Source organism: Paenibacillus sp. EKM10P, from assembly GCF_011800655.1.
Taxonomy (GTDB): domain Bacteria; phylum Bacillota; class Bacilli; order Paenibacillales; family Paenibacillaceae; genus Paenibacillus; species Paenibacillus polymyxa.
Genome location: NZ_JAALET010000014.1, coordinates 1 through 19,588 on the forward strand (window position 1 = coordinate 1; position 19,588 = coordinate 19,588).

The window sequence follows — 19,588 nt, forward strand, 5'->3', positions numbered from 1 at the left end:
GTCAACCTGTTTCATCTTCATCCACTCCAAGGAGAAGAACCGAAGATAAAACAATATAGAAAGAGCGATTAGCTCATGTTGAAACTGACGAGATAAAATATCTCTCATTTCTGCTTCCATTTTATATAGCCAGATGGCATGTACCAAAATTTCAGCATTGGATTTTATAAACAAAATCCGTACTCACTCGTTGTTCAGTTTTCAAAGATCAACTCAACAGCCGTTTAACTGGCTGGATATATAATTTATCACGTGTATACCCATCAGGCAAGTTGTAATATTTACCAGTAAATGATTTGTGTTTCTACACAGTGTAATTTTTTACTGAACCACGCCTACACATAATGATTTGTCTATAACAACCGAAGGTATAAACGTTATAAATCATAAAACCAGAAGCTCTTTATTGATGGAACTGCTGCTTTCGCTTTTTTTACATAAAATCCTGAAATGATCGCTTAGCTTAAAGCTGTAGCTAGATCTTCTATTAAAAGTTCAGCAGGTTCATGCCCCACAGCCAAGCGTATTAGGGATTCAGGCATGTGTTGTTTTTTTAGACTCTGCTTATTGAACCCGTAGTTCGGTGAGATCACCTGGCTCTCCATAGCCCCCCACGATACACCGATCCGAATCAGTCTCAGTTTATTGATCACTCTGCATATATCCTCATAACCCGAATCTTTTAGTTCAAAGCTGAATAATCCGGCATACCCTTTAAGCTGTCTACATGCCAGCTCATGCTGTGGGTGAGAAGGAAGTCCAGGATGATTTACTTTAGAAATGGCCGGATGATCTGATAGAAAACGGGCAACCAACAGAGCATTCCTTTGATGGGCTTCCATACGGAGCGGGAGTGTTCTTAGCCCCCGTATGAGTAACCAGGCTTCAAAAGGGGCTAACGAACCGCCAATCAATTCATATTCTTCAGCATACATACGATTTATTATCTCTTTAGAAGCGATTACTGCCCCTGCAATTAAATCATTATGTCCCCCCAAGTACTTGGATGCGGAGTGAACGACGATATCAACGCCCCATTCTAATGGTTTTTGGAAAAGGGGTGTAGCCCATGAATTATCTATGATTGTGCGTATACCCTTCGCTTTGGAAAGTGAAGTTACCTCCTGAATATTTACCATATCGAATGTAAACGAGGTAGGAGACTCCATAAGAATAGCACGAGTCTGCGGTTGGATGGCATTAGCAACCGCTTCCGTAGAAGTCGAATGTACAATGGTGTAGTTTAAATCGAACTTCGTTAAGTATTTGGCTAGGCTGACGGAAGTTTCATATATATGTCCGACCAGAATCAGATGATCCCCTGCGGATAAGCTACACATTAGAGCGGCACTGATAGCAGCCATTCCAGAGGCAAAGCACTTACAGTCCTCCCCACCTTCTAGCGCAGCAATCATTTGTTCTGCAATCCGAACGGTAGGATTGGTTCCTCTCGAATAGACATAATGCTCCTTCTCATGATTAGCCGCTTCAGCATAGTCTTCGTAGGTATCAAAGAAAAATGGAGCAGTCTCATAAATAGGAGGAACAGCAGACTTAGCAAAACACCCTAGTTCGTCCTCAAATCGGAGACAGATAAGCTGATCATCCGAGAAACTCAAATCTGATCACCACTTTCTGAAATTTCAAAACCATAAGAGATAGTTTCCTCAATCCGGGACTCAAATATTCTATAAGTCAAATTGCTTTGGACCTGTGCTGTTTAATTTTCGAAGGAGTTATGAGGCTTCCAAATGTCTTTCACTAAGTATCCAATTCATAAAAATAGCGTATATTTTTGGGTTGCAGGGCAAAGATATGCTTTATCAATATAGAGGGGGTTTACTTGTGTTAACACGTTGGATTAGAAATGTTCTGAAGCCTGGAAAAAGATACACACAGGATATCGAAAAATCCAAACAGCAGGCCTCTTCAGAACCCATAAATCCATCATTAACACATACTCTATCTTTACTTAAATTAAAACTCGGGCAAAGCTCTGACTTTATTATTCGTGATTTCCCCGAAAATCCTGCTCATGCTGGCCATCTCGCCGTTTGTTATATTGAAGGACTGATTGACCAAAACTTGCTTTCCGATTTAATGGAGAGCTTGATTACAGAGATGGGCTCCGCAGATAATTTTATGTTTAAGGAAAATACTGCAGCTTCTTTGTTAAAAAACACAATTCCGTCTGGAAATATTCAAATGATACATTCGCAAAATGAAGTATATCAAGCCATCCTCTCCGGGAATGCCGTCATTGTCATCGACGGAAACAACTATGCTTTGGTAGTTTCCATCGCAGGCGGAGTAAGACGAGCTATTCAGGAACCCAGTACTCAAACCGTAGTGCGGGGTCCTAAAGAAGGATTTACGGAGGATATCTCAACCAACATCACACTGATCAGAAGAAAATTGCGGACACCTGACCTTAAATTTGATAGTCATATTATTGGGCGATATACACAAACCAAAGTCATGTTAGCTTACATTGAAAATGTCGCTAATCCAGAAGTAATACAGGAAATTACAAAACGGCTTCAATTTATTGATACAGACAGCATACTTGAAAGTGGCTATATCGAAGAATTTATACAGGATGAACCACTTAGTCTCTTTCCCACCATGCTAAACTCAGAGCGTCCGGATGCAGTCGCAGGTAGCCTTTTAGACGGACAAGTAGCTGTTCTGGTTGATGGGACACCATTCGCTCTGATTGCACCTGTAACCTTCTTTAATTTCTTTCAAACGGCCGAAGACTACTACCAGAGATATGACATTTCAACTTTTTTAAGGGCTCTTCGTGTGGTATCTTTTCTAGTCTCATTGTTGCTTCCCTCTCTATTTATAGCCTTGACGACTTTCCAACAGGAAATGATCCCCACCACGCTGTTAATTACGTTGATGGCTCAACGGGAAGGAACTCCTTTTCCTGCATTATTGGAAGCTTTAATGATGGAATTGATGTTTGAAGTGATTCGTGAAGCAGGTGTGCGAATGCCACGGGTCATCGGACCAGCCGTTTCCATTGTAGGAGCTTTGGTTATCGGGCAGGCAGCGGTGCAAGCCGGACTGGTCTCAGGTGCAATGGTTATCGTTGTTGCCTTCACTGCTATATCGAACTTTGTCATCCCGTATTTTGGTATGGCTTCAGCAGTCAGGTTGTTGCGTTTTGCACTTATGCTACTGGCAGGGGCTCTGGGCTTATTCGGTATTCTAATAGGAATTATCCCCCTTCTTGTTCATCTTGTATCTCTCAAATCATTCGGAGTTGATTATTTTGTGCCCTACAGCCCCACCTTTAAATCTAATATGAAGGACCTTATCATCAGAGCTCCGTGGTGGGCTATGAAAACCAGACCTAGCGAAAAAACGGGACATAACCAGACAAGACAGGCAGCTCACCAATACCCTGCTAGTTCGGATGAAATCAAAAATAATGACAAGTCTGATACCCAAAAATAGGAGAGATCAATGGTGCGGCAATTAAGAGTTAGTTATGTTCTGTTTATTGCAGGATTATTACTTACAGGGTGCGTAGATCGTACAGAATTGAACGAATTAGCCATCACAACAGCAACTGGAATTGATGGACATAAAGGCGACTGGATCAATACCTATCAAATTATAATTCCATCAGCCATGACGACTGGATCAGGTGGTTCTTCCACCGGGGCATCGCAAAGCGCTGTACATACCTTTTCTACACATGGAAAAACATTGAGAGAGACCGTTATGAAGAGTAGCCTGGAATACCCACGTAAACTATATTTCGCCCAAAATAATATACTCGTTATTGGAAAAAAAACAGCAGAACAAGGCATTGAAGAGATTATTGATATTTACCTCCGCAACCTTGATTCACGAGAAACTGTAAAAGTATTCATTGCCAACGGAGAGGCTCGTGATTTTTTGAGAAAGCTTGTACCACCAGAGAAAATTCCTGGTCAAGCTTTAGAAAAGATTATAGAAAGAGATAGCAAATTAGGATCAATTTACCCCGCAATATCCATGTATGAATTTATTTCGAAAATTAGCTCCGATAGTGCAGCCGGAGTTCCAGAAATATCTCTTGTGGGTTCCGAGCCGGAGAAACTAGATTCTGTTGATGTTTTCAAGGAAACCTCCGCCAAAAATAAACTCAAGTTATCGGGCTTAAGTATTTTTCAGAAAGACAAGAGAGTCGGCTTCCTAAATGAAAAGGAAAGTATGGGGGTTTCATGGTTAAACAACCAGATTAAAAACACTACTGTAAACTATGTGGATGGAAATGTTATGTCCGCTTTCCTCATCCGGAAAGCCAAGGTTAAGGTTACGCCAATCAAGAATTTAAATCATTATTACCTCAACGTTGACGTTAAAGCTACTGGTGATCTTCTGTCAGCCTCTTCGCAAAGAGAAATGAAAGATATGCAAAGTATACATCAATTGCAGATGCAAGCAGCGGAAATAATCAAATTACAAATTCAGGAAGGCTGGAAAGCCTTACAGCAAAAGAATATCGACCTTATTGGTGTTGGAAATAAAATTCATCACAAGTATCCAAAAGACTGGAAAAAAATAAAAGAGACATGGCCTGAAGAGTTCGCAAACATGGATATAAAAATAGGTGTGAAAATGAAGCTTGCACGTCCGGGATTATTCGAAAAATCTTTTAACGAACTGTTGAAAAATGAATAAGCAGGGAGAGGTGAATTGAAGCAATGCGTAAAAATACAATCCGAGTATCCGAGCTGATCATTTGTATGTCTTTGTTTGAGGTTGGAAGTACAACTTTGTTTTTAATGGGAGCTGAAGCAAAGCAAGATGCTTGGTTAGTTATGTTGGTAGGAGCTTTAGCAGGACTTCTTCTGCTAAAGCTCCATCTTGCTATTCACCATCAAGATCCTGATTTGGATTTGTTCATGTTGTTTCGCCGTTACACAGGGAAATATGTGGGTACAATCATTAACTTACTTTTTGTGATGTATTTTACATATGAAGCATCTCGAAACATACGCGATTTAGGCGAGGTAACAGTAATGACTTTGCTCCGCCAAACCCCTTTGTGGATCATCATCTTGATCACAATCGTGGTCGTATCCAACACGGTTCGTTACGGCTACAAAGCATTGTTCTTATTTTGCTTGTTCCTTTTCCCTTTTTTTGTACTTGGATACGCCATAATTAGTATATTAATTCCGGCAACTGGTCTCTTTCACTTGGAAAATTCTCTTCCGGTTTTAGAGGAAGGATGGAGACCCATATTTAAAGCCGCTATTCCTGAGCTTATCTCCTTTCCATTCGGACAAACTGTGTTATTTCTTGTATTTTATCCGCTTGTACATAAAGGCCGGAATCTCACAAAACCCGTTTTCTTTGCCTATATAATGACCGCACTTGCTCTAACATTTGTTAATCAATTGGATATTTTTGTTCTCGGACCCAAGATCGCCGCAAATAGCACACTTCCTCTTTTGGAGACCGTTCAGTTGATTGAATTAGCAGATCTGTTCGAACGAATGGATGCCCTTTTCACCTTGCTTCTTTTTCTTGGCTTGATCATCAAAATGTCTTTATTTTTTAATGGTGCTGTGATAGGACTAGAAAAAATAACTGGAGTCGGATTTAAAAAATGGATTCTTCCCCTGGCAGCACTTATTTATGGTCTTTCTTTTTTGTCCCCTAACTATATTCATCACATGGTAATCGGTCGAAAATTTGTTCTTAATTCCTGGTTTCCTATTTTTCAAATTTTCCTCCCTTTGTTACTATTTACCGTTATTGTTATTAAAAAAAGAAAAAAGACAAATAAACAGTCCTCTTCATAAGGATACGGTAGTTCAATACTCCGAAGTTATGCCTCTATCTCAGCAGCTACACCATACACGGTAAGAAGAGCAGAACTATAGTATGCCTATCATTCAAGTATTCAGCCTCTTTTATTGTGCTTTTTCTATTTCATCGGCACGATGTGAAGTGTCCCATCCTCGCTAAACTCTGCATAGGCAATCTCGTCGATACTATCATATCCCTGCTCTCGCACCCTTACTTTAATCTGTTCAATATCGATTGACTTCCCACGCATAGATTCGTTTAGCAACCTTCCCTTATCAATGACAGTAACAGAAAAAAGGTCAGGCTGTGCATCGATTCCCATATCCTGAGCAGCAGGTGGCTCGTATTCGGGTTTGCGCATGACTGACAATGAGCCGTTCGTCTCTAGAGTGGCGTACCAGACCTCACGCAGAGAAAAAATATTTTGCTGGCGTAGCATGGAGAGTAGCTGTGTAAATTCTATATCATATTTCTCCAGCATTTTTTGATTAACCTGTCCTTTATCTACGAGCAGCACTGTTCGACCTTCTGCCATATATCCAAATTTCACAAAATGGGTCGTCGCTTTCTCGAAAAAGTAGGCCAGCGCGCACCATAGTGCTAGAGCAAACAAAAGATGCCAGATCGTCACTTTATCGTCATATAACGTATTTCCTACAATTTCGCTTAATACCAATGATGTCAGAAAATCGAGCGGTGTTAACTGACTGAGTGTTTTCCGGCCTGTAATAAAAGTAATGATCCACAAGCCAAAAAAGCTGATGATCAATTTGACACCAATCGTAACAAATACCTCCATAAATAGACCTCCCGGAAGAAGTTGTTTTCCTTATGTGTTATTTACACCTGTCTATCTCAGCATAAACAGAGGGGTTATTCCCAAAAATTGTCCGATTAAAAAAGCCCGCTACCAACTAGAGGCAGCGAACTTTTTAATTACGGCTATTATATATTCTTTGTTTTCGTGTATTCACATAATTATCTACTTTTCACCAGTAGCTGAATTGCTTCTTTAACCAGCTTATCTGTATCTCCTCCAGCTTCTCGCTCTTCCAATATACAACGTTGCAGATTTTCTGCTACAATTTGGGCTATTGCTTTATCTGATGCGTTGCGTACAGCTGATAGCTGGCTGACTACATCCTTGCACGACTTTCCCTCATCCATTAAACGAAGCACCCCACGCACCTGGCCCTCAATCCTTCTCAAGCGCGTTTTCAGTTCATCACTGTAATTGTAATCCATAAGCAATGCACTCCTTTTCTGACTTACCATATACACGTATAGGTATATTATAAACCAAAAAAGTAAATAGAATACCCTAAATAAATAGATTCACCTTCCCCTGTGAAGCATCCCCCAAGTAGGCGGCCACTCCAGCATACTCCAGACCATCTATTAGCTCTGCTTGCTGCAGTCCTAATAGATCCATTGTCATGGTACAAGCAACGAGCTTGATGCCCTGCTCTCGTGCCAACTCTATAAGCTGCGGCAAGGAAAGCGCATTGTGCTTTTTCATGACATGCCTGATCATCTGTGGTCCCAGTCCGACGAAATTCATTTTGGAAAGTGCTAGCTTTTTCGGTCCACGAGGCATGATCCAGCCAAAGGCTTTTTCGAGCATTCCTTTATTGGAGCGTATGAGTTCATCCTTACGCAATATATTTAGTCCCCAAAATGTAAAGAAAATAGTTACTTCATGATCATATGCCGCCGCTCCATTCGCAATAATGAATGCAGCAAGTGCCTTATCCAGCTCGCCGCTGAATAATATAATCGTTGTTTTGGGCTGAGCTTGCTCTTGATTCTCTGCATAAGTTCCTGCTGCTGTACTCATATAGAATCGCTCCCCATTGTTTCTCCTGCCCAGTCGGATATGCCTGAAAGCACAGATTTGACGTTTTTAGCTCCTTTGTCTGCCAACAAGCGGCAGGCCCTTTCACTGCGTGCTCCAGCTTGGCAGATCACTGCGATCTCTTCTTCCAAGTTAAGTTCAGAAAGTCTGTTCTCCAGTTCGCCAAGAGGGATATGTTTAGATCCAGGGATATGTTTAAGCGCGAATTCGGCGGGTTCACGAACATCGAGCAAAATGAAGTTCTCTTTTAAAGAACATTTTGCTTGTAGCTCTTCATGGCTTATCGTAGAAGAAAATATTTGCTCCTTCATCACTTCAGCCGGATTTGCTTTGCGTAAATAATGTCGCATTACATCTCCTTCTTGGAGAGTGCCCAAATATTGATGTCCAGTGTTTTTAGCCCAGCTCTGAAAATCGGCTAATGAACCTTTGTCAGTCGCTTGAACCTCCATAATCTTTCCGGGAACGAGGTCATTCATAGCCTTTTTTGTTTTTACAATAGGCATAGGACAAGCTAGCCCTTTGCAATCAAGAATATGATCTGCTTGGATATTGTTAATTGATGACATTCTATAACCTCCGCCTTTTTTTGTGGGTTAGTCTAGCACTATTTTCTTTATACATATACCCCTATGGGTATAAGAATAACGAGACTCGCTTCCCTTGTCAACCTAGTTAGCTCCTTTCGCTCAGAAACTAACGAATTTATGCCTTGTACTAACTAAAAGCAAACAAAAAAAGCCGCACAAAAGCGCGACTCTACTGCATACATAAAATTAATCGTCTATTTTCATCAGTTCTGGTAGATCCAGCGACATCGAGATATTACATAGCATGCCTCTGGCGAGAAAAAGCATCGTTTTTTCCATGGCTTGTTCAATATCTGCCTGCCGGAAAGCATTATAGACCGTCGTATGGATCTCACGTAGCCCCTGTTGCATCACGGTTACAACCAGATCCTCACGGATCGTCTGCGCCTGCATTTGTAAGAGTATTTCATTGCGATAGTCCATCATAATTTGCGAATAGGCTGCAATCAGTTCTTGCTCTAACTGCTCAGACGAAGCCGAATGAATGACCTGGTGAAAAGAGTTTATGATGCGTGCAAATGAAACCTTCAACGCTTCAATAAGCAAAGCTTCCTTGGTAGCAAAAAAGCGGAAAACATAGGGCTGAGAAATATTGGCCCGTTCCGCAACTTTGGCCGTTGTAGCTCGATAGTAGCCCATCTCTGCAAAGACTTCGATAGCAGCAGATATGATTTCCTTTTGGCGATTTATTGATGTTGATGTAGCTTTAGCCATATTTTCTCATCCTTTGTTTGTTACATTTTCCTAGTAGTGATTAATCAATTACTAATTAGTATAAATGTCACACTCTAAAAATGCAATCGACCAAAAAAGTCGCCTCCCTAATCATGATGGAACGACTCCTTTGGCACACTCCATTATGGCGTCATCGTGTTAAAGTATAACCGAACATAATTGACCTTTTGCGTTTTGATTTGATAAGAAAATACTAAATAATAACTAAGATCTGACGTGTTGTTGATCGTATAATTAGCTTCTGCTGTGCCGGATGTGTCTTTAGAGGTGTCAATTGTTTCTGTGGGCTGGCCTAGTTCGCTAATAACTTGATTAATAAGCAACTTTTTATATTGTGGGTCGAAAGAAGTAATTTCTGTAACTTTGTCACTTCCATCCAGTATGAGATCTGTATGATATTTGGCGTAACTTCTCATAGGGCCTGTAGAACCAGAATCGGATTTCCCCCATAGCTCGAACAACAGATCGCTGCTCGTTCCTAGACCAAGACCTTTAGGCAGATGAGGCAACGTCCCCTGCTTGGCTGCGCTCATTATAGCAGTCGCGGAGCCGTGTTTACTGTCAGGTGTGGCTGTACTACTAGCAGGTTTCTGCTGTGTCGAGGTTAAACCTTGATCAGACTTTTTTCCAGGTTTCTTGGAATTTTCTGCATCCGCACTAGGCTTACTGATATCTGTATTCGTCTTGTTATTGGGAGTATCTTGCTCATTTGTATTGATGTCTGTGTTCTGATCTGTTGAATTACTGGCAGATGGTGTGGCTGATTTTGTTGTAGATGGAGCAATTGAGCTTGCTTCTCCACTATTGCCGCATCCTGTCATTACAGCAAAACCGATTGCTAATAAAGCGCTGGTAGTAACTAGCTTGCAAGCTAACTTTTTACGATTGCGAGACTGATGTATAGGTTTCATTATGAGATCACTCTTTCCTTGTTCTTGAGTACAAACCAAGTGTAACCGCACCTCGTTTCGAGAATACCTCTACTTGTATCCAACTTGTAAACAATAGCGTTATAAATTTCTAATACATCCTACCTGCGATCGTAAGCGCCTAGCTGTTGTTTAGAAAAGGCGTAAGGGGAGTCACTCTTCTTCAACCATATATTCCCTTTCACAATAAAAATGTATATAGCAAAAACAAAGTAGATTGTGCCTGCAATCCAGTCTATTGCCGTAGGAATGTCTCGCTTTACAATTTCATGGATATACCAGATTCCGACAGGGACATGCAGGAGAACTGCCGTACACAAACCGGGATTATATACAGTTTTTGCTTTGAGATTGACAACAATTCCGTGCCAGATGACCTGAAAAAATCCCATCAAAACAGGTGCGAGTCCAAGCCAGATTACGTGGGGAAACCAGACGGGGAGTAGATAAAATACATAGGCAATTGCCACATTAATGATCATCGCTGATTGAGTGTTCAAGGGGTAATGATCCGGGGCTTCACTTTTAAACAAAACATTGTTAAATAAACCCGCAAAATATCCGGGCCAGCGGTATTCTTCAAATTGGTGAAACAAAATTGCCACAAAGCTTAACCACAGTTTGCCTGATAGATCCGATAAGATGGCTGAATTCATAAGCAAAACAATACATACAGCCACTCCAATGATGCCTCCTGCATCTTGCCAATATTTTCTCAAAAATTCCATGGTATTCACCCCTGAGATTTATTTTTGATCAAAATATCTTTCAAACAGCAGGTTTAATTGTTCCTCTATTGTAGGCATTTCCACAACTGCTCCAGATTCAAGAATCGGACTCATCAGTGCAGGCAGAAAAATGGCTCCGAATACTTGCAGCATCATAGCTAACAACCGCTCTGGCTGTTGCTCACCTGTTAGCTCCTTGATTGTGTTCTGGACCTTTGGAAACCCCATCATGTTTAAAAATCTTCCGTATTCCTGTTGAGATGTAAAGGGCGTGCTGCCCATCACAATAATTCGTGACAGTAGCTCTGGATATTGGCGAATGACCTGTAAATAGTTAAGTAAAAATTGTTTCAGTCTATCTTGCGGGGGCATCGCTGTATTGTCCAAAACAGAAAATGTGTGCTGAAAGCTGTTTAGGATCACTTCGATAGCTTCGCTGAGCAAATTTTCTTTGGAGCCAAAATAATAATTAACTAGAGAAATATTAGTACCAGACAGGTCAGCAATTTTTCGGATTGTAACCGCCTCGAAACCTTTCTTTTGGATAAACTCCAGCGTAGACTGTAGAATTTTTTCTTTGGTCTGTTGTTTTTTGTCTGGGTGACTCATCTTTTTCCTCCTCCTGTTTAGTTTAATCCTAAAGGACAAATGAAACGGACTACTTTAAGCAAAACAACAATTTAAGCAAAAATTAAAACGATATTTAAAACACTGTTTAAATTATTGTTTGAACTTAGCTTAGCACTTTACATTTCACAAAACAAGTAAAGATATGAGAATTAGGCTATGAAAAAACCCGCAAAACGAATCAGATCGTTTGCGGGTTGAGTGAAGTGAGATTAAGAAAAGACTAAACTAAATTGCCCAATTTCCTTTGCGGAACACAGCCTCTGTGCTTCCGTCTTGCAGTTCACCATCAATATCCAGCTCGGCTGAGCCGATCATAAAGTCAACATGAGTCAGGCTGACATTGGCACCGTTCTCGAGTAACTCCTCCCGGTTCATTTGTGTCCCATTTTCGATATTAAATGGATACGCACTGCCTAGGGCCAAGTGACAGGAGGCATTTTCGTCGATACCTGTATTATAAAAGATGCGATTGAGATTGGAAATCGGTGAATCGTGCGGCACCAGGGCAACTTCTCCCAGATAGCAGGCCCCTTCATCTGTAGCGAGCAAATGAGTGAGATGCTGCTCGCCGGATTCTGCTGTATATTCGGTGACCTTACCGTCCTTAAAGGTAAACGTAATGCGATCTACCAGTTGCCCATTTAAATTAAGTGGCATGGTACTTGTGATGTGGCCGTTGACACCTGTACGCTTAGGCATTGTGAACACTTCTTCTGTCGGCATATTTGCCACGGTATAAATTCCTTGGGCGTTTTCGCCGCCGCCACCACGCCAAATATGTCTTTCGGCCAATTCAATTTTCAAATCTGTTCCTGGTGCACGATAATGGAGGCTTTTATAGTTTTTATGATTCAGCTTGTTTTGTAGCTGTTCGAGATTGTTTAAATGTCCCTGCCAATTTTGAATTGGATCGGAGCCGTCTACACGATTCATTTGGAAAATCGTATCCCACATGACACGAATTCGGTCCTCTTCTGCTATATCGGCAAATACTTTATCTGCCCAAGCCTTCGTCGGCGCTTTAATCAGGCACCAGCTAATCTTAGCATTCCGCGTATAGTGAGCATAGCCTTCTCTCGCCGTAGCCGCCGCCTTTGTTGCGCGTGAAACGTGTTCCGGGTCAATACCTTGATATAAATCCGGGTTCGGCACTTTAATCGTTAGCGTAGCTCCACCCTCTTCGGCGAATTTCTCCATCATCTCTGCCTTCCAAGCAGGGTAGTAATCAAAGCTGGCTTCGTCACCATGTTCAAAACGACTGCGTGTAATGGAATCGTCCTCAAACTCTACCTGTACATATTTAGCGCCTGCTTCATAGGCTTTGCTGACAATCAGACGTGTAAACTCAACAGTTTCCAGTGGTGCAGTTACCAACAACGCCTGTCCTGGCTGAATGTTGACCCCTACTCTTACGACCAGTTCTGCGTATTGCTCCAACAATGATTCAAATGTACTCATTTTTCCACGCTCCTGTTTCGTTTTAATAATATTGAATGGCTTCATCACTACAGTGCAGATTGCTTCTCCAAATCACGCAGCTCCACTCTCCGTATTTTTCCTGAGCTGGTTTTAGGGAGTTCCTGAATAAATTCTATTTTTCGTGGATATTTGTAAGGTGCCGTCCATGTTTTCACATGATGTTGCAGTTCCTTTACTAACTCCGGTGATCCTTCTACCCCGGCTTTGAGCACGATGAAAGCTTTCACAACATGTCCACGGATTTCATCCGGGCTGGCTACCGCTGCACATTCCTGCACAGAATCATGCTTCATCAGCGCTTCTTCTACTTCAAAAGGACCAATGGTATAGCCAGAACTGATAATGATATCATCACCGCGTCCTTCAAACCAAAAATATCCATCCTCATCCTTTCGAGCCCGGTCTCCTGTAACAAAATAATCTCCATGCACACTAGCTAATTTGCGTTCTGGATCATGATAATACGTATGAAACAATGCCGGCAGATCAGCACGCACTGCAATATCGCCCACTTGCCCTGGAGCCAGCGGAATACCATCCTCGTCTACGACCTCAACAAGTCCCGGTGCAATGGATTTGCCCATCGAGCCTGTGCGCAGAGGTGTGTCTCTTAGATTTCCAATAATTAACGTACTCTCGGTTTGGCCGTAGCCATCACGAATCGTAATGTTGAACTGCTCCTGAAACTTGTTGATAACCTCCTGATTGAGCGGCTCCCCCGCAGAAACTGCGCTGCGCAATAGGGATAGATCGTATTGATCCAAACCATCCATTTTTGCCATAATTCGATATTCAGTTGGCGTACAACATAACACTTGGACTCCGTATTGCTGCAGCAACTGCAAATAACGACCCGGACGGAACGAACCATTATATACGAATCCAGTCGCCCCATTTCCCAGTACCGATAAAAACGGACTCCAAATCCATTTTTGCCAGCCAGGTGCGGCTGTGGCCCATACTATGTCTGAAGCTTGAATGTCCAACCATGGTGATGTTATCCGCAGATGGGCATATCCCCAGCCATGGCTATGTACAACAGCTTTAGGATTTCCTGTGGTACCCGAAGTATAGGCCAGAATGGCCATGTCGTCACGGTGTGTCTTCACAGCTTCAAAAATATCTTCTTGTCCTTCCATCAGCTCATCCAGCACAAGCCAACCAGGTGCATTTGCTGTGTGGTCCCCGGGGACTACAATGCGGTGAGCCAAAGCAGGCAAATCATCACTTATTTTATCTACTTCACCTGTTACTCCGGTCCAGGCAATGACTGCACGCGCTTCCGAATGGCGAAGGCGATATGCAATATCCTTGGCCCGCAGCATTTCTGAAGATGGGATGACAGCAAGCCCCAGCTTCAAGCATGCCAGATAAATGACATATGCAATAATACGCCGTGGTACTACGACCAGAACTCTATCTCCTTTGTTAAATCCCAGACTTGCAAGTCCACCAGCCAGCCGATTTGCCTTTTTCAACAGCTCTCCGTAGGTGATTTCTTCGTATTCCCCTGTCTCACTTAACCACTTGAGTGCGGTCTTACCAGCCTCATGGTGTTCCATTTCCGAAGTCATATTGTAATATTCAGGCGCAAGCCATTGTTGCTGATCAGTCAAGTTATACCTTCCCCTTTATACATAAGATAAGAGCAACTTCCTTTATGTAGTATAACACGTCTTAGTACCAGGTTCTAATACCAGAATTAATTTATTTGGAAAAAAATAAAATTTGTAAAACAAACGACAAAAAGAAAGAGCCTGAATACAGACTCTTTTCTTTACTATTATTGTAATCTACAACTCAATGTCTACCACTGTAGAAGCCGCTTCCTGCCCGTTTACGAGCAGCACAATTCGGTGCGCTCCCGCATAATGACGACGAGTTGTCAGGTCTGCGAACCGGTGTGTTCGTGTACCCGTTAGACGGGTTCCTCCAGGGACCGTTTTGTCAGAAAGCAAAAACAGTTTGCGTGAAACTTGTCCTCTCGCCTTTACAAAGTCGATGCCATATTCGATGCGAACTCGTAAAGGTTCACCTTCTCGAAGCTGAAGCACATAGCTCAGTTCACTGTGATCCCCGATCTTTAATACGGCAGGGTCTGTGGTGAAAGAGGCTGCTGTGACCAGCGGCACCCCATCCGTATCATCCGCATAGCCGAACATGGCCATCACTTCAGGGATGGATTTGCGAATCAGGGATCGACAGCCATGACGCACAATCCAGTCGGTATCAGGATGTGCGCCCTTCCACCGTTGAGCCGTTGCGATGACAATATCGGGATGATCCTTGGCAATATCGTTCAGGTTGTTGGCTACACTTTTACGTACATACAATGATGGATCGGCCTTCAGCAGTTCCAATACGGCCAATACCGGAGCAGGATCACGTTTGAAGACAGGCAGCGCCTGTCCCCAAGGCAGCCGTGGACGACAACCTTCGCTGGCAAGACGGCGGACGTGTTCACTGGGGTGTCCCGCCCAGGTCATCATCTGCCGCATCATCCGTTCTGGTTCACGCAGGAGGAAGGGTCTCACAGCGAACTCCGCAGAGGATTTTAATGTAAATCGCTCCAGTGCATTCATGGACAGGTCCCAATGCTCTTCTCCCTGCCCATATACCTCTACGAAATCAGGGAAAAACAAGTACGGAAATCCGCTACAGTACTCATCAATGGCAAATAATATAGAAAGAGCTTCTTCATAACTACTGGGCAAAAACGCCCCTAATGTTAACGAAATACGCCGTATTCGTTCTTTTAGCTCCAGCTCTCCCCATTTTTTATCCATAACTTGATGGATAAATCCGTCAATGTCGAACGGACTGTATGCAGCCTGTACTCTTTCACCGAATAGACGAAGGAATTCCTCCGTGTACATATTTTTTAAGGGTTCAGCCATTGTATATCTCCTTTTAAATATGAATGTAAGCAAGAAGCGATGAACGAACAATATCTTCGTATATGATAACCGTAAATCGTGACCCAGCACCAGCACTAAATGGGGTTAAGAGAATGGATATAAGACACATTAAAAAATGCCAAGTCCTAAGATTAGGACCTGACATTTTTCCATAATCACTACAAATCGAATGAGACTTATATTTTGTGTTGGACAAACCAGTCGGTAATACGTTGCAGTCGTTCCACGCGAAGCTGTGGGTGCCCTTTACGTGAAAGCTCGTGACTCGAAGCTGGGAAACGGACAAATTGGGTGGGCTTTCCCAAACGACGCAATGCTGTAAACAGCTGCTCTCCCTGCTCAATAGGGCAACGTAGATCCTGCTCTCCATGTAATAAGAGCAGCGGTGTATTGATTTGCTGTACATAAGCCAACGGGGACTGCCTCCACAAAAGCTCAAAATCATCCCATGGATTCCCGCCAACTTCATCTTCCGTAAACGAGTACCCTATGTCACTCACCCCATACATTGACAGCCAGTTAGATATGGAACGCTGGGTCACAGCTGCGCGGAAACGATCCGTATGCCCGACAATCCAGTTTGTCATAAAGCCACCATAGCTGCCTCCCGTGACACCCAGTCTTTCTGGATCGATGAATGGGAATTTGCGTATAGCCTCGTCCACGGCGCTCAGTAGATCGGTGTAATCACGTCCGCCGTAATCTCCAAGGACAACATTGGTAAAAGACTGTCCATACCCTCGACTTCCTCCCGGGTTCGTATAGATGACTACATACCCCCGAGCCGCCAGCAACTGAAACTCATGAAAAAAGGAATTGGAATACATGGCATGGGGACCGCCGTGAATTTCCAAAATGGCAGGATAAGCCTCCCCCTCCTTAAAACCAGCAGGCTTCATCACCCATCCCTGCACGCGTCGACCATCCTCGACCTCCGTCCAGAAGCTCTCAGGTGCACTAATCTCAATCTCATCAAGCAGAGCATCATTCACTCGTGTTAGCCGTTCCTCGGTCCCTGAATGGATCGCAATCCGAAACAAATCGCCTGGTAAAGCGACATTGGTGGAAGCAGCAATGATATGCTGCTCATCCGAAGTAAGCTCGAATTGGTAAATTTCCCGTTCTCCTTGGGTTAAAATTTTAAAAGTTCCATCAAGCGCAAACTGATATACGTGCACATTTCCTTCAATGGTTACCAGCGTATACAGGGATTGACTGTCCGCACTGAAGCGTGGTGGTCCTACATGAAGATGTGAACGCATGTCGCTCATACCCGCATTACCGAGGTGAGCATCAAGTGTCTCACTAACGCATACTGCCGTCCCGCCACTGGAGGGAACCGTATACAGTCGAGTCTGAGTAGCGCCTTTGGCATGACGATCATGACCGTAAAAGGCAATCAATGTACCATCGGGAGAGAATGCAGCGCTCTCGATTTGAAGCTCGGAATGAGTCAGCTTAAACGGTACTGTCGCATTGCTATTAGAAGTCGCAGGAGCTACCGTAAACAAATCACTTTGCTTGCGTAAATCCGTATCCTCTTTGGAATGCTCCGCTATTCTAGCGACAAATAAAATCTGTTGGCCATTCGGTGACCAGACAGGCTCCGCGACATCATAAGCGCCGGATGTCAATTGAACCGTGTGCCCTGAAGTCACATCAGTTACATACAAGTGATCACGAGTATCATCCCACAGCCCATAGCCGTCGGATTTAGCTTTTGTTCGATTAACTACTCGTCCCTCAAGCTGTGTCTCCTGCTTTCCTGCGTCGCATGTAGGAGTTGGCTGGTTCTCAGCAGTTTTAGCTACAAACGATATGTAGGCTCCATCCGGCGACCAGGCTAATGAACGAACATTGTTCCCTACGTGCGTAAGTTGTCGAGCTTCCCCCCCGCGTGCTGGAATAATCCATACCTGACGCTTGCCGTCTGTCGAACGGAGAAAAGCAAGTTGTGACCCGTCCGGTGACCAGACAGGTGTTTCATCTTTCGGTCCATATGTAAAGGGTATTGGAGTTTTACCTTCGAACGGCAACAGCCAAATAGCCGAGTTGTAGTCTGTCCGTTCTTTATTAATATACTGCTCTACGTAAGCAATTTCGCCACTCGTGGGATGAACAGCTGGATCGCTAACCCAGTGAAATCGATATAAATCCTCAGCTGTTATACGGCGTTTGGTTGTGCCAGATTGCGAGTTGCTCAAATAAATCCCTCCTTAATATTGTCAGATTTGTACAACTTCACATTCAATTAATCCGATTAATTTTATATGAATTTAAATATACAATTACGTTACTCTTTTTATGTATCTCTGTCAATTTGTCCAAAACTCAAAGAACCCTCTCTCCGTCACAATGACTCGAAAACACCGCTGCTTCGGTTGCTTTCTTGAGAGAAGGTCATATTTGTTATCGTTCTTCTGTACCGTACGCATTAAAGCCTAGCTCCTCTGCAAGCACAGCCTGCCTGACGACATTTTGGAATTTTTGCTGTGAATAACTCAGGCTTCCCCAGTGATCGTGTCTAATTTCGGTTAGCAGTCTCGGCTTCATTCTTTTCATCGATGTAGGTGGAGAATAATTCAGGATTCACTACTTTACGCAGTAAATGCATCGTCCCGTCTCCTGTTCCATGGTCAAAAGCATGGATACGTTCATATCCCCAACGCTCGTACATAGATAATAAATAGGGATGTTTTTCCGCAGTGGCTAATGTCACTGCAGGAGCTCCAACCTGATCACGAATAATCGTTTGTTCTACCCAGTTCAGCAGTTTTTTTCCATATCCTTTGCCCTGAGCAGCCGGATCTACGGCAAACCACATCACAAACGGAAGATCGGTTATAAAATTAAGGGCTCTATTTTTTAGATGACTAACGGTAGCCTGGATGACACCATCGACTTCCAGCACATAGCAATCATTATTTTTAATGTTTTCTTGAATGAGAGCGACGTCTGCCTGAGCGGCAGGCCATTTAAGCTCCAACTGCCGAATTGTTTCATATGCCTCATACGTTATATACTGCAATCTTTCTGCATCCTCTTGACGTGCCAGACGATAGATCTCGCTCATAGTTCCCCGCCTCCCTATAGTATTGTAATAATGCGCATAATTTTTTTTAACTAATCCTATCTTTTTAATAAGAAATAAAAGTTAACATAACTGTAGCATGCTCACCATTCAGCGACAAATTAATTTTTTCTATACCTTCATTTAAAATAACAATATCCCTTGAGGGTTGGAAAGTCCGCAATTCAAATAAAAGCAAAAAAGCCCGAAAGCCGGGCTCCTTTACTTTCTAGACCAATAGAATGCTGTCCCTGTCTCTGGGGCATTCAAACCAACCTGTACGCTGTGTTATTCCGCAGGGGCAACAAAGCTGCGTTTGGCAAACTCGCTGTCCAGCATATAAAAGGCATTGCTGTCTCTTTCAATGCGCTTAAGCTTCTGGATAACACTATCGAACAGAGCTTCCTCTTCGACTTGCTCATCAATAAACCATTTCAAGAAATGGATCGTTGCATGCTCTCGTGCATCAAGGGCCAAGTCAGCCAAATGATAAAATTTTTGTGTGTTTTGCTGCTCATGCTTGTAGCCATGCTCAAATACGTCCAGCATGGAATCGTAGCTATTTTTGGGCTCCGGTAATGCTGCCAATGTAGCGCGTCCTCGACGGTCGTTAATGTATCTATACAGTTTCATGGCATGAAACCGTTCCTCCTCTGCTTGTACCAGGAAGAAGTTTGCAAACCCATCCAGACTTTCACTGGAGCAATAAGCAGCCATTGCCAGATATACGTGAGCGGAGTAAAATTCGAAGTTCATTTGCTCATTCAGAGCCTGTGCCAAATTGTCATTCATGTCTTAGGTCACCTCGGTCAGATATGTAATGATGTAACGTTCTTA

General features: G+C 43.0%; 19 protein-coding genes. 3 read left to right on the top strand and 16 right to left on the bottom strand.

Annotated elements, in window-relative coordinates; all coding sequences use genetic code 11:
• Positions 1-458: 458 nt before the first annotated feature.
• Entirely contained in the window at positions 459-1,619 is a 1,161-nt protein-coding gene (locus HFE01_RS22505) for a trans-sulfuration enzyme family protein (RefSeq protein ID WP_107735058.1), read from the bottom strand.
• 226 nt (positions 1,620-1,845) lie between these two features.
• Here HFE01_RS22505 and HFE01_RS22510 point away from each other — a divergent pair, with 226 nt between their 5' ends.
• The 3 genes from HFE01_RS22510 to HFE01_RS22520 are packed head-to-tail and all read left to right on the top strand — an operon-like array spanning position 1,846 to position 5,810.
• Positions 1,846-3,465, top strand: a complete 1,620-nt coding sequence (locus tag HFE01_RS22510) for a spore germination protein (protein WP_016819046.1) — start codon at positions 1,846-1,848, stop codon at positions 3,463-3,465.
• Between the two features lie 9 nt (positions 3,466-3,474).
• Complete coding sequence (locus tag HFE01_RS22515; RefSeq protein ID WP_107735057.1) at positions 3,475-4,680, top strand: Ger(x)C family spore germination protein; 1,206 nt, start codon at positions 3,475-3,477, stop codon at positions 4,678-4,680.
• Positions 4,681-4,703: 23 nt separating this feature from the next.
• Positions 4,704-5,810 carry a GerAB/ArcD/ProY family transporter gene (locus HFE01_RS22520; RefSeq protein WP_107735056.1) on the top strand — a complete coding sequence of 369 codons (1,107 nt, stop codon included), beginning with the start codon at positions 4,704-4,706 and terminating at the stop codon, positions 5,808-5,810.
• A gap of 125 nt (positions 5,811-5,935) precedes the next feature.
• Here the strand turns inward: HFE01_RS22520 and HFE01_RS22525 are convergent, their stop codons facing one another.
• The 15 genes from HFE01_RS22525 to HFE01_RS22595 all read right to left on the bottom strand — a co-directional run bounded on the left by HFE01_RS22525 (position 5,936) and on the right by HFE01_RS22595 (position 19,543).
• Positions 5,936-6,616, bottom strand: a complete 681-nt coding sequence (locus tag HFE01_RS22525; protein ID WP_031463504.1) for a YetF domain-containing protein — start codon at positions 6,614-6,616, stop codon at positions 5,936-5,938.
• 179 nt (positions 6,617-6,795) lie between these two features.
• Positions 6,796-7,062: a metal-sensitive transcriptional regulator gene (locus tag HFE01_RS22530; protein WP_016819043.1), complete on the bottom strand. Its 267-nt coding sequence runs from the start codon at positions 7,060-7,062 to the stop codon at positions 6,796-6,798.
• A 76-nt stretch (positions 7,063-7,138) separates the two neighbouring features.
• A complete protein-coding gene (locus tag HFE01_RS22535; protein ID WP_107735055.1) occupies positions 7,139-7,654 on the bottom strand; it encodes a DsrE/DsrF/DrsH-like family protein in 516 nt (171 codons plus the stop codon).
• Positions 7,651-8,241 (bottom strand): sulfurtransferase TusA family protein, encoded by a 591-nt coding sequence (locus HFE01_RS22540; protein WP_107735054.1) that lies wholly within the window; start codon positions 8,239-8,241, stop codon positions 7,651-7,653. Before HFE01_RS22540 ends, HFE01_RS22535 begins: the two co-directional genes overlap by 4 nt.
• 207 nt (positions 8,242-8,448) lie before the next feature.
• On the bottom strand, positions 8,449-8,976 hold the full coding sequence (locus HFE01_RS22545; protein WP_107735053.1) for a TetR/AcrR family transcriptional regulator: 528 nt from the start codon (positions 8,974-8,976) through the stop codon (positions 8,449-8,451).
• A 143-nt stretch (positions 8,977-9,119) separates the two neighbouring features.
• Complete coding sequence (locus tag HFE01_RS22550; RefSeq protein WP_107735052.1) at positions 9,120-9,908, bottom strand: DUF4309 domain-containing protein; 789 nt, start codon at positions 9,906-9,908, stop codon at positions 9,120-9,122.
• Positions 9,909-10,027: 119 nt separating this feature from the next.
• Positions 10,028-10,654: an HXXEE domain-containing protein gene (locus tag HFE01_RS22555; protein ID WP_107735051.1), complete on the bottom strand. Its 627-nt coding sequence runs from the start codon at positions 10,652-10,654 to the stop codon at positions 10,028-10,030.
• An 18-nt stretch (positions 10,655-10,672) separates the two neighbouring features.
• Positions 10,673-11,263 (bottom strand): TetR/AcrR family transcriptional regulator, encoded by a 591-nt coding sequence (locus tag HFE01_RS22560; RefSeq protein WP_107735050.1) that lies wholly within the window; start codon positions 11,261-11,263, stop codon positions 10,673-10,675.
• 246 nt (positions 11,264-11,509) lie between these two features.
• A complete protein-coding gene (locus tag HFE01_RS22565; protein ID WP_107735062.1) occupies positions 11,510-12,742 on the bottom strand; it encodes an aminopeptidase in 1,233 nt (410 codons plus the stop codon).
• A 47-nt stretch (positions 12,743-12,789) separates the two neighbouring features.
• On the bottom strand, positions 12,790-14,379 hold the full coding sequence (locus HFE01_RS22570; protein ID WP_016819035.1) for an acetate--CoA ligase: 1,590 nt from the start codon (positions 14,377-14,379) through the stop codon (positions 12,790-12,792).
• Positions 14,380-14,556: 177 nt separating this feature from the next.
• The gene (locus tag HFE01_RS22575; RefSeq protein ID WP_044786503.1) at positions 14,557-15,660 is read right to left on the bottom strand and encodes a DNA alkylation repair protein; all 1,104 of its coding nucleotides are present in this window, start codon (positions 15,658-15,660) and stop codon (positions 14,557-14,559) included.
• Positions 15,661-15,857: 197 nt separating this feature from the next.
• Positions 15,858-17,885, bottom strand: coding sequence for a S9 family peptidase (locus HFE01_RS22580; RefSeq protein WP_044786504.1), 2,028 nt, complete (start codon positions 17,883-17,885; stop codon positions 15,858-15,860).
• A 205-nt stretch (positions 17,886-18,090) separates the two neighbouring features.
• Positions 18,091-18,234: an LLM class flavin-dependent oxidoreductase gene (locus tag HFE01_RS22585; RefSeq protein WP_146169113.1), complete on the bottom strand. Its 144-nt coding sequence runs from the start codon at positions 18,232-18,234 to the stop codon at positions 18,091-18,093.
• Positions 18,206-18,754 carry a GNAT family N-acetyltransferase gene (locus HFE01_RS22590; RefSeq protein ID WP_044786506.1) on the bottom strand — a complete coding sequence of 183 codons (549 nt, stop codon included), beginning with the start codon at positions 18,752-18,754 and terminating at the stop codon, positions 18,206-18,208. Before HFE01_RS22590 ends, HFE01_RS22585 begins: the two co-directional genes overlap by 29 nt.
• Positions 18,755-19,039: 285 nt before the next feature.
• On the bottom strand, positions 19,040-19,543 hold the full coding sequence (locus tag HFE01_RS22595; protein WP_013371107.1) for a ferritin: 504 nt from the start codon (positions 19,541-19,543) through the stop codon (positions 19,040-19,042).
• Positions 19,544-19,588 lie beyond the last annotated feature (45 nt).

What these genes read in the sequence shown, in the direction of transcription:
- HFE01_RS22560 (WP_107735050.1), bottom strand. Translation starts at nt 11,263, where the DNA reads ATGAGTCACCCAGACAAAAAACAACAGACCAAAGAAAAAATTCTACAG.
- HFE01_RS22535 (WP_107735055.1), bottom strand. Translation starts at nt 7,654, where the DNA reads ATGAGTACAGCAGCAGGAACTTATGCAGAGAATCAAGAGCAAGCTCAG.
- HFE01_RS22530 (WP_016819043.1), bottom strand. Translation starts at nt 7,062, where the DNA reads ATGGATTACAATTACAGTGATGAACTGAAAACGCGCTTGAGAAGGATT.
- HFE01_RS22555 (WP_107735051.1), bottom strand. Translation starts at nt 10,654, where the DNA reads ATGGAATTTTTGAGAAAATATTGGCAAGATGCAGGAGGCATCATTGGA.
- HFE01_RS22545 (WP_107735053.1), bottom strand. Translation starts at nt 8,976, where the DNA reads ATGGCTAAAGCTACATCAACATCAATAAATCGCCAAAAGGAAATCATA.
- HFE01_RS22585 (WP_146169113.1), bottom strand. Translation starts at nt 18,234, where the DNA reads ATGAAGCCGAGACTGCTAACCGAAATTAGACACGATCACTGGGGAAGC.
- HFE01_RS22565 (WP_107735062.1), bottom strand. Translation starts at nt 12,742, where the DNA reads ATGAGTACATTTGAATCATTGTTGGAGCAATACGCAGAACTGGTCGTA.
- HFE01_RS22520 (WP_107735056.1), top strand. Translation starts at nt 4,704, where the DNA reads ATGCGTAAAAATACAATCCGAGTATCCGAGCTGATCATTTGTATGTCT.
- HFE01_RS22515 (WP_107735057.1), top strand. Translation starts at nt 3,475, where the DNA reads ATGGTGCGGCAATTAAGAGTTAGTTATGTTCTGTTTATTGCAGGATTA.
- HFE01_RS22575 (WP_044786503.1), bottom strand. Translation starts at nt 15,660, where the DNA reads ATGGCTGAACCCTTAAAAAATATGTACACGGAGGAATTCCTTCGTCTA.
- HFE01_RS22550 (WP_107735052.1), bottom strand. Translation starts at nt 9,908, where the DNA reads ATGAAACCTATACATCAGTCTCGCAATCGTAAAAAGTTAGCTTGCAAG.
- HFE01_RS22590 (WP_044786506.1), bottom strand. Translation starts at nt 18,754, where the DNA reads ATGAGCGAGATCTATCGTCTGGCACGTCAAGAGGATGCAGAAAGATTG.
- HFE01_RS22525 (WP_031463504.1), bottom strand. Translation starts at nt 6,616, where the DNA reads ATGGAGGTATTTGTTACGATTGGTGTCAAATTGATCATCAGCTTTTTT.
- HFE01_RS22540 (WP_107735054.1), bottom strand. Translation starts at nt 8,241, where the DNA reads ATGTCATCAATTAACAATATCCAAGCAGATCATATTCTTGATTGCAAA.
- HFE01_RS22595 (WP_013371107.1), bottom strand. Translation starts at nt 19,543, where the DNA reads ATGAATGACAATTTGGCACAGGCTCTGAATGAGCAAATGAACTTCGAA.